Source organism: Vicinamibacteria bacterium (genome assembly GCA_035620555.1).
GTDB lineage: Bacteria > Acidobacteriota > Vicinamibacteria > Marinacidobacterales > SMYC01 > DASPGQ01.
Genome location: DASPGQ010000244.1, coordinates 1 through 9,904, shown reverse-complemented (window position 1 = coordinate 9,904; position 9,904 = coordinate 1). Strand labels below are relative to the sequence as shown.

The 9,904-nt window shown below is 61.7% G+C and carries 12 protein-coding genes; 1 reads left to right on the top strand and 11 read right to left on the bottom strand.

Annotated features, from left to right (window positions below; all coding sequences use genetic code 11):
- The 11 genes from VEK15_10410 to VEK15_10360 form a co-directional block, all read right to left on the bottom strand.
- The coding region (locus VEK15_10410) for a hypothetical protein (GenBank protein ID HXV61096.1) at window positions 1–486 on the bottom strand (486 nt) is incomplete at its 3' end.
- 22 nt (window positions 487–508) lie between these two features.
- A complete protein-coding gene (locus tag VEK15_10405; GenBank protein ID HXV61095.1) occupies window positions 509–1,273 on the bottom strand; it encodes a pilus assembly PilX N-terminal domain-containing protein in 765 nt (254 codons plus the stop codon).
- A 15-nt stretch (window positions 1,274–1,288) separates the two neighbouring features.
- On the bottom strand, window positions 1,289–1,771 hold the full coding sequence (locus VEK15_10400) for a prepilin-type N-terminal cleavage/methylation domain-containing protein (protein HXV61094.1): 483 nt from the start codon (window positions 1,769–1,771) through the stop codon (window positions 1,289–1,291).
- 11 nt (window positions 1,772–1,782) lie between these two features.
- Window positions 1,783–2,427 (bottom strand): prepilin-type N-terminal cleavage/methylation domain-containing protein, encoded by a 645-nt coding sequence (locus tag VEK15_10395; protein ID HXV61093.1) that lies wholly within the window; start codon window positions 2,425–2,427, stop codon window positions 1,783–1,785.
- A 227-nt stretch (window positions 2,428–2,654) separates the two neighbouring features.
- A complete protein-coding gene (locus VEK15_10390; GenBank protein ID HXV61092.1) occupies window positions 2,655–4,484 on the bottom strand; it encodes an ATP-binding protein in 1,830 nt (609 codons plus the stop codon).
- Window positions 4,485–4,488: 4 nt separating this feature from the next.
- Window positions 4,489–5,277: a prepilin peptidase gene (locus VEK15_10385; protein HXV61091.1), complete on the bottom strand. Its 789-nt coding sequence runs from the start codon at window positions 5,275–5,277 to the stop codon at window positions 4,489–4,491.
- A 10-nt stretch (window positions 5,278–5,287) separates the two neighbouring features.
- Window positions 5,288–6,232, bottom strand: coding sequence for a hypothetical protein (locus tag VEK15_10380; protein HXV61090.1), 945 nt, complete (start codon window positions 6,230–6,232; stop codon window positions 5,288–5,290).
- A 7-nt stretch (window positions 6,233–6,239) separates the two neighbouring features.
- Window positions 6,240–7,007, bottom strand: coding sequence for an ABC transporter permease (locus VEK15_10375; GenBank protein HXV61089.1), 768 nt, complete (start codon window positions 7,005–7,007; stop codon window positions 6,240–6,242).
- The gene (locus VEK15_10370) at window positions 7,004–7,297 is read right to left on the bottom strand and encodes a hypothetical protein (GenBank protein HXV61088.1); all 294 of its coding nucleotides are present in this window, start codon (window positions 7,295–7,297) and stop codon (window positions 7,004–7,006) included. Before VEK15_10370 ends, VEK15_10375 begins: the two co-directional genes overlap by 4 nt.
- Window positions 7,298–7,945: an ABC transporter ATP-binding protein gene (locus tag VEK15_10365; GenBank protein HXV61087.1), complete on the bottom strand. Its 648-nt coding sequence runs from the start codon at window positions 7,943–7,945 to the stop codon at window positions 7,298–7,300. It lies immediately after the preceding gene.
- 203 nt (window positions 7,946–8,148) lie between these two features.
- Entirely contained in the window at window positions 8,149–8,682 is a 534-nt protein-coding gene (locus VEK15_10360) for a prepilin-type N-terminal cleavage/methylation domain-containing protein (protein HXV61086.1), read from the bottom strand.
- A 447-nt stretch (window positions 8,683–9,129) separates the two neighbouring features.
- On the opposite strand from VEK15_10360, the gene VEK15_10355 reads away from it, so the two are divergent.
- On the top strand, window positions 9,130–9,904 hold a 775-nt coding region (locus VEK15_10355), incomplete at its 3' end, for a monovalent cation/H+ antiporter complex subunit F (GenBank protein HXV61085.1).

Genomic DNA, 9,904 nt, shown 5'->3' with positions numbered 1-9,904 from the left:
CCGGTTCAAGATGACTGTCTTGTTGTCAGGCTCGTCGCAGGCCGGGGGGTTCACGAGGTTGTTCAAGTCGAGACCCACACAGTTGTTCGTGAACTGCGCGCTACAGGCCGTCGTGTTGTTCGGGCTGTTCGGTCCGAAGCCAACGATGCCCCAGTTGAACAGCGGACGGCCGGTGGCGTCGACCAGCTCGTTGACGACCTCCGTGAGGACGTCGCGGGCCACACTGATCCTGGACTGGGTTCCGGGCTGGATTGGGTCGAAATCGGTACCCATCGATCCCGAAGTGTCGAGAACGAGCCACACGTTGTGCCGCACGTCCGCGTTGAGCACGTCGAGCGGGTCGAGCCCGCGCCCGATCACACACGGCGCCACGGCGTATCCCGTTTGCGACCAGGTGAGCGCGACGATGGCCGCCACGACGGCGAGCGCAAGACGCTTCCCGGTGGTTCTCCAGATGTTCGATTGATTTCTTCTTCGTTGAGACATGGTTTCCCCCAGAGTTCTCCGGCTATCCGCCATAGTTCGTCTTGGCGACGCCGCTGTCGCTTCCCTTGCTGGAATCGCTGTAGGCCGTGCCCTCGACGCCGGACGAAGGCAGGCGGATCGACATTTCGAGCCGCCTGAGCGACGTGGGCCGGCTGCCGAGTCCACCGGCATTGGGCGCCGTTCCCTCGGCGGTCAGGATGACCCGGTCGTTTCCGTCGTAGTCGCCCGTTCCCGCGGTCGGCCGCCGAACCCAGAGCGTGAAGGTTCCCTCGATATCGACGACGCCGTCGTTGTCCAAATCGCCCGGCGTGCCCGCGGGAGCGCGGAAGTCCCACAGGGCCAGCGTGCCGTCGGGTCTCCGAAGGACTCGGCCGATATAGATGCGGGTGCAGGCGCCGGTCGTCGGGCACTGATCGTAGTGGTACTGATAGTCCCGGCAGCCGGCCGTCGAGGGGTTGCAGGCGCCCGGCTCCGGATGGGCCTGTCCCCAGGGCTGCTCGTTGTCGGCGACGGTGGCGAGTCCGGGGCCGCGAGGGGGAGGAAGCACGGAGGCGAAGTCCGTGTTCACGACCGCGTAAGCGGCGAGCACGTTCTTTCCGTACTCCAGCGCGGCGTCGGCGTTGAAGAATGCCTGCTCGCCCCAGCGAAAATTGATCGAGATGTCCTTTTCCGTAGTCGTGGTCAGCATCAGCGCGAGCCCGAGCACGGAGAGCACGAAGAGAACGAGGATGGAGATGACGAAGGCCGATCCCTCCTCGGTACGAAGGCGTCTTTGGATGTCTTTCATGCTGTGAGCTCCTTCTCAGCGAACGTTCGCCGTTCGAAAGGTGGTAAATGTGGCGTCGCCGATGACGGCGAACTGATCCTCGATGCCCCCCGCGGGAAGACAGTGCACGTCGATCTGAATCATCTCCAGCGGCAGGGGGCTAAGCCTGTCGGTGATCTCCCATCGCACCTCGTAGAGCCCGGTCCCGACGCTCGGAAGGCCCTGGGGATCGTAGAGCTGCGAGTACCCGGTGACCGTACTGTCGACGTCGCCACCCGAGGCGAGCGCGGGGTTGCGCGTGAGGGAGGCGGGCACCGTGTAGAACGGAGCCGCCTTCAAGCGCTCGAGCTGCTCCTTGGCGAGCGCACTGCACGAGGTCATTCGTCCCGAGAGCGTGTTCGAATGGGTCGACACGACCATCATCTGTGCCAGAGACAAGAGACCCACCGTCAGAATCACGATGGCCACCATCACCTCGATGAGAGAGAAGCCTTCTTCGGTCGTGTGTTTTCTAGGCATGAAACGCTCTCCTACTGTTCCTCGACGATTACCCGGCCGTTCCGGCTGATCGTGATCGTTCGGCTCAAATTCGTAGCGGCATCGCGGATCGTCATCGAATAATCGACTCCGTTCTCGGTGAGCACCGGCGCACCTCCACCGGCCGCGTTCACTCCGCGCACCGAGCCGTTTGCCCTAAACAGCAGCGCGTTGAAGGTGCCGGCATCGAACTGGACGGTCTGCGGAAGCTCGAGAACCAAGCCGTGAGGCGACATGATGCCGTTCGCCGGATCCGGATCCGCCGTGTTGTAGGGCACGTCGGGAACGGCGCCGTAACTCGTGGTACCTTCCTGAAAGTTCTTGGGAGAGTAGTCTTTATAGACCCCCCCGTCCCAGTTTCCGTTGAGCGGGTTGGGATCGAGGCTCGTGAACTGATAGCGACCCGCCTCGGGGTAGTTGAAGTTCAGGAGGATGCCGCGGCTGGTGTTCCGCTTCACCGCCTGCCCGCGTGACATCTGCATCTGGGCGGCCACGTTGTGGGCAGCGCCGGTGATCTGGTAGTTGCGCACGAAACTCAATGCCAAGGGGATTGAGACCGCCGCCATGATCGCGATGATTGAGATCACCACCAGGAGCTCGATCATGCTGAATCCGTTCACTCTTACTTTGGAAGCCACTTCGGGAACCCCCTTCCCGCACTGAAATCTGATCTTCGCGTTGGAGTGCCGCCTTCTAGTGCAAGGCTCGGACCAATAGGCTTCCGAGCTGTGACTCTGCTACAAACTCAGGCGTAACAACGAATTGAGACGGGTTACCGAGGAAGGACGACGGGTCGAACGACGCGAGAGTGCTACTTTAGGTAACGGCGTTTGGAAAGCGATTTCCCCGGGTCCCGTCATGATACCTACACCCAGGGGTCCGAGGAGGACGAGCCCAAGACTTCGAGCGGAAGACGCACGACGAAGCTTGCTCCCCCGGCTTGCGCGGGCTCGAGCTCGATGGTCCCGTTGTGGGAAACGACCACTTTCTGAACAACCGAGAGTCCCAGACCCGTGCCCCGCTCCTTCCTCGTGAAGAACGGCGTGAAAATTTTTTCGCGATCCGCTGCCGAGATGCCCGGGCCGTTGTCGCGAACACGAACCACGGCGTATCCGTCGTATCGGGAGAGATGCACTTCGACGCGACCTGCCCGAGGCGGAGCATCCGAAAGCGATTCGATGGCGTTGAGGACGAGATTCGAGAAAGCCTTGCGCAGCAACCGCGAGTCTCCTTCCATCCCGACGCGATCTCCTTCGAACGTAAGGGCCACGTGCGACTCGCTCGCGCGCTCGCGCATCTCTTCGACGAGACCACGAAGCATGTCATGCAGGTCGACGTGCTCGGAGCTCAGACTCTCCGGCCGGGCGAATTGAAGGAACTCGGTAACCACGTGGGTCAGGGACTGGCCCTCCTGGATGAGGGCATCGGCCACTTCGCGAGACTCCCCTTCGACCTCGGCCCGGAGCAGCCGGGCATTGCCGAGAATCGTGGCGAGCGCGTTGCGAAACTCGTGTGCGATGCCAGCCGCCATTTCCCCGAGGCGCGCCAGGTTGTCCTTCAACAACAACCGGCTTCGAAGCTCCACCACCTCGGTGAGATCGGCGACCAGGCATAGAGCGCCTCGGGCGCGACCCTCATCGGAAAGGAGGGGAATGACGCTGACCCCGAGGTGGAGCGTCTCCCCGGTCGAGGTTCGATAGCGGATCCCACCGCGGAGATGGGATTCGGATCGCTCGATCGCATCGGAGATCCACCGCTCGAGCTCGTCCGAGCCCCGGAAGACGTCGGCGAAAGGCCGCCCGGCACTCACGTCCGCATCGACGCCGAAGATCCGCCGGGCCGCAGGATTCACCATCGCGACCACTCCTGAGGCATCGAGACTCACGAGACCCGTGGTCATGCTTCGGATGATGTCGCTGGCGAGAGCCTCGCTCTCGTCGGCCCGAGCCTTCTCCAGACGGTGAAGGGAAGCCAGTTCGTCTTCTTTCCGCTTCAGCCGGGCGACGACTTCTTGAAACGTTCCGAGAAGAAACTCGGCTTCGTCGCGAGAATCGGGCAGCCCGTCCGACAGCTCGGTGGCCACCGATCGCGCTTCGGCCACGAGCTTCCGGTGAGGGGCGAGCAGGCTGCGCAGAAAAAGAAACACCGCGACGAGAACGAAACTCAATGCCGAAACTTGATAGATGAGCGTCGTGCGCAGCCGCCGATTGGCCAGAGCGACGGGACCGGCGGGAGACTCCACTCGAATGATGCCGTTCTCGGTCATCAAGTACCCGGCTACGGTTGCCGATTCGGGATCGTAAGCGGGGATTGCTCCGGTGATCGCCCATCCCTGGCCGAGGAGCGATCGACGGCCGTCCGCATCCAGGCGATCGAAAGCACGAGCCGCGGACGGCGCACAGGCTCCCCCGGTGAGGAGACGGGCATCGAGATCGAAGAGGCAGGCGGACTCGAGGCCGCGTTTTTTCGCCGCCTCCGCTAGAAAGACGCTCGCGGCCGACGAATCGAGAGGCTTTTTCTCTCGGCTCAGCTCGACCGCGATGAGCTCGGCCGTGGCGCGCACCGAGCGGTCGAACGAAGCGATCAAGGCGTCCCGAGAATGCTGGGAGTTCAGGAGACTTTGACTGTTCACCACGACGAGGACGAGGATCAGAAACGCCAGAAAGAGCCGAACCCTCGCTTCCCTTCCGAACATGGTTTCAGAACAATCCGCTATACCAGCCGATGAGACGCGCTCCGGAGTACAACGCGACGATGGCGCCCGCCCCGAGAAACGTTCCGAACGGAAGCTTGGTCTGCATATCCCCCCCGCGTGCCAGAACGAAGGCACCCACGACCGAGCCTGCGAGTGATCCCAGGAACAAGGTCAGGAAAACGCCCTTCCAGCCGAGGAAGGCCCCCACCATACCCATCATCTTCACGTCGCCGAAACCGAGACCTTCGATTCCTCTCAGGCGAAAGTAGAGCTCGGCCACTACGAACAGGAGACCCGCGCCCAGCAGGGCTCCCAGCGCGGAGTCGCGAACCGAGATGGTCTCGCGTAGCGGTGAGAGTGCGAGTCCGACGAGTACCCCGGGGATCGTGATGCTATTGGGGAGGATCTGATGCTCGTAGTCGATGAAGACCAGGGCGACGAGGGCGGCGACGAAGGCGAGCTCCACCACGCACTCGAGTGTGGGGCCGTGCCGGAGGTACGCCAGGAGTGAAGCGCACCCGACGGCGAGCTCCACGACCGGGTAGCGAAACGAGATGCGGGCCTTGCAATAGCGGCACCGGCCACCGAGGAACACGAAACTCAGCACCGGGACGTTGTCGTAAGCGGCAACGATCTCCCCGCAAGCCGGGCAGCGCGAACGATTCGAATCGAGGAACTTCCCCCGGGGCAGACGATGGATGACGACGTTGACGAAACTACCCCAGACGAGTCCGAAGGAAAAGGCGAATCCTGGCCCGAGCCAGGATACGAAGGAGCTCCAGGAGCCGGCCAAGGCGACGAGCTCAGCGTATGGACTGCAGGCCGCTCAGGCTCGATTCTTTCGAAACCGTGACGTCGAGTTTCGAGGGGTCGAGCACGTAAGGAACTCCCGCGGGATCGACCGGTCGAGCACGCAAGTACTTGGCGTCGACGAGCTCCTGCCAGCTCTGCGGGGCGCGACCGAGATCTTCGGCGAAACGCCGCACCGTCTCGCGCAGTCTGTCCATTTGGTCTAGGGCATCGAGCTGCCGGAGGTGGATCGCGGCGTTCTCGCGCTGCTGATTGGTCTCGGCGGTCTCGTAGAGGTATCGCCACAGCTCGCGCGCGACCTCCCGCTCGCCGCCCTTCGTGAGGGTCCGGCTCGCGGTGGCGACCATCCAATAGGGAGCTCCCTCGATCTTGCTCCCCTCGAGAAATATCTCGGCCGCCTTGTGGTAGTCCTTCAGGTACCAGAAATAGATGAAGCCCTTGTCCAGGTAGAAGCGCCAGTAGTCGGGATGGTTCGCGATTCCCCGATCGATGAGCTCGATCCCCTTGATGGGCAAGCCCGCCCCCGAAGGGAACGGCTCCGAGAGAAACGTGGATCCGTAGGTATAAGCGATCTTGAAGTCGGGGTCGAGGTCGGTCGTGATCCGGAGAAGAGGCTCGAGAAGCGCATAGTTCTTGTTGGTGACTTGACGTCGCTTCCCTCCGAAGTATTGCACCGTTCGCAGCCAGTACAGATCGGCGACGAGGTTCTCGAACCCGAGCGTCACCTTCTTCAAAGTCTCGCCGCTCTCGACGTAGAGGATTTCCTCCGTGGCCCGATACTCGCCGAACGATTCGTCGATACGGACCTGGATGAGATAAACGGCGAACAAGAGCGCCGCGATCAAGAAGACCCTGGCGATCTGACCGGGTAAGGCCGAGGGGGTCCTCGCCGAGGTTACCGGAAGCTGATCATCGGAGGCGGCTCTGCTCGAGCTCACGGGCCACCTACTTGAGATTCCTCTTCTGGAAGATCCAGGAGGCGCCTGCCAGCACCAAACCAATATAGACGGCGCCATAGAGAGTCGCCCACCCCACCTGGGCTACGGACACCGGATCTCCGCCAACGACCAGGGCTTTGATATCGAAGTTCCTGAAATTCGGAAGGAGGTAGTACAACACGCGAGTGACGCTGGGGATGAAGCTCGAGTCGACGACCGCGTCGAAATGCTTGAGATCCGCGGAGAAATATCCCGCGACGTAGACGAAACCGGTGGCAAGCCCCGCCAGGAGCGAGGAGGTGAACGTGCTGAACAGAAGCGCCACGGCAACGACGACGGCAAGACTCACGTAAATGAGAAAAATCGCTTTCAATAAAGCGGAGTCGAAGGGCTCCTCCATGACGAGGAGCACCCCGTACAACCCGAGCGTCATCACGCTGACGTTGACGAGAAGCGTAAGGCAGAGGCCGAAGTATTTGCCCAGGACGAATTGCACCCGGGAGATCGGCTTTGGCAACAGGCTGTAGAGCGTCCTCTTTTCGATCTCCTTGGCGACCAGTCCGATGCCGATGAAAATCGCGATGACCATACCGAAGATCGATATGGAGGCGAGCCCCAGATCCTTGATGATCTTGACCTCCTGATAGACGGAGATTTTCCCCAGAACGTAGGAGCTCGAGATCATGAGAAGGGCGAACAGGACCAGGTTGTAGAGGACCTTGTCCCGTACCGTCTCACGGAAGGTATTCAGAGCGACGAACGGTACGCTGTTCACGACTGGCCTCCGTCACCCGCTCGGACTTCCCGGACGAAATGGTCTTCGAGCGTCTCGCGGACGGGATTCACCGAGACCAGCCTCGCACCGTCGGATAGGATCCGGGGGAGCAGGGCGTCGAGATCCGCGCGAGTCGAAAGAGCCACCTGGCAGCGGTCTCCCGTCCGACGCACGCTCCTCGCGCTCGATGAGAGCTCGGTCTCGAGCCCGCCGCTCAGGTTTTCGACCACGATATCGACGGCGTTCACCGAGACGTCGAGAATCTCGGTCAGCGGCCCGACCTCTACCAACTAGCCTCGATTCAGGATCGCGATGCGATCACACAGCTGCTCGACGTCGGGAAGGACGTGCGAGCAAAAAAAGACGGTCGCGCCGGATTCGCGAAGCTCCCGGATGATTCCCGACATCTCGCGCCGACCCATGGGGTCGAGCCCGGACATCGGCTCGTCGAGAAACACGAGCTTGGGCCGATTGATGAGGGCCTGAGCGATGCCGAGCCGCTGGGTCATGCCCTTCGAGTACTTGCGGAGCGCGAGGTCCGCCGCCTCGGCGATTCCCACTCGGTCGAGCAGCTCCTCGATCCTCCGTTTCCGCTGCTCCGAAGGGATGCCGAATAGACGCCCGAAGTAGTCGAGGAGCTCCCTCCCCGTCAGATAGTCGTAGAAGTAGGGATGCTCGGGGAGGTAGCCGATCTCGGCCTTCATCGAGGGGTCGTCGATCGCCCTCCCCAGGATGGTGACCTCGCCCTCGGTCGGGAAGACGAGTCCCATGAGAAGCTTCAGAGTCGTGGTCTTCCCCGCCCCGTTCGGGCCAATGAGCCCGAAAATCTCACCCTCTTCGACGGTCAAGTCGAGGTGGTCGAGCGCCCGACGGCGCTTGGTTAGGAGCGACCCGACGTCATAGTCTTTGGTAAGTCCTTTGGTTTCGACGACCAGCATGTTGCTACATAAGTCGAAGCAAAACCAGATCTGGTTTCGCCGTGGATGTAAGAGCTTGGATGTATCTTAGCATATTGCGGTGCCAGGGACCGCTCCGAAACGTGATCGCGGAGGGACTTCCCAAGAGAAGGGATTGTGCTCAAACGGATTCGGGGCGGCGCCGGGAAGCGCCGCCCCGATAATCCAATCCGAGCTCCCGAAAGCTACTCGAGGAATGTGGTCGCGTTCGGGACCGGGCAAGCGATCAAGTTACCACCCTGGTCAACGTAGACCGCGCCGGTGGCGTTGCCCGCGAACGCTCGCGCACCCGTCAAGTTGCTGGCGGGGGTGGACGTGTAGCAGTAGTCGGGCACGCTGGCGGGATCGCACTGGGTCCCGAGACCCGGGGGCTGTCCACTGCCACCATCACTCCAATCTCTGCTGTAACCGGATTTCGTGAAAGGAGGTACCCGTCCGAGATCGTTCCCGAGAAACTCCGGAGCCTGCGTCGGATAATTGGGAATGCCAATCCCGGTGGCGAGGCGGTTGAGGTTCTCGAGGGGCGCAAACCATCCACAGTTGGACGCGGCGTAAGTCTGCTCGGCGGAGATGACCGTACGGGTGTCGCCGATCGCCTGCGCCTCATTGGCCGAGACGCGAGCGCGAAGCAAGCTCGGGATGGCGATCGCGGCGATGATGCCGATGATCGCAATCACGATGAGCAGCTCGATCAAGGTGAATCCTTTGTTGTTCTTCATTTCTCTCTTCTCTCCACTAGCCCGTGAGCCTTTGTGGCCTCACGGGGAACTTGCTTACTGCCGTCTCGGGTCCTAAATGGAACCGCCCCAACCCAGGCGCCGAAATCAGCAGTTCGTAAGCAACCGATGCTCCCCCTAAAGCAAGCGCTGTGCCATAGGGGCAAAACGATGCTAAGCCATTTATTAGTAATGGCTTGTTGGATAGTCGGCCCTGGCGGGCTCTTGGCCGAAACCCACAGAGATCCAATTTTTGTCATACAGAATCTGTCAATTATTAGCACCGGTGGGACCTGCGGCCTTGCCCAAAAAACGCATGGCAATGGCGAAGGGCAATGGTCGCCTTCAGTTGGAGCTGGAACTTCTCTCATCACGGCGTTAGCATGGAGCCTAGGACCTGTACAATCATCGTTCGATATCGGATCGGCGCGCGGAGAGCGGGGTAAGGCGATGCTCTCTCCCAAGGACGTCGTGAACCGGGAAAAGGCTTTGTCATCCGAATGCCCGAGGTGGCTCGGGAGTACCTGGAACCTCCCCGATTCGAGGTTCGCGCCGTGGGTCTTCTTCCCCTGCGTGCTGCCGGTGGCGCTCGCTTCACACCAGCTGGTCAACCCGTGGTTTCTTCCCGTCCTCTTGACCGGCATTGCGGCGGGGCTGATCGGGGTTTGGCGAAGCAAGGGCTGGCCGCAACGATTTCTTGCAATGGATCTCGTCGCCACGCTCGTCTTGGGCTCGGCGGTCGTCTATGCCACGAGCCTCGGGGAGCCCGTCGCGTTTCCCACGGCGCTGCTCCTTGCGGCTATCCTGGCGCTCGGCTCGGTTGCGAGCCTCGTTTTCATCGAGCGACTTCCGAACGCGGGCGTACCCGGCGGGACTGCGTCGGAAAACGAACGATCTCGCCTGCGCTGGCATCGCGCCCTCGCGTTCGTGGTGCTGGTTCTGATCGTGTCGTTGGTGAGCTCGGCTCGCGCGTTTGGGCCTTCCCCCACCTCCGTGGCCTACACCTGGCTCGTCTCGAGCTCTAGCTTCGGCTTGATATGGCTGCTCTCGGCTCCCTGTCTTCTCGACGGGCGTTTCGGCCGCCTGGCCCCGACGATTCTGTCTCTGATCGTACTGCTGCTCTTTACGATCTGGCATCTTGCTTCCACTGAAGTCGCACGCCATCAGGCCTACCCACTCTTGTGGAACGAGTTGTTGAGCCGCTCCCGGGACGATCGTGCCTGGT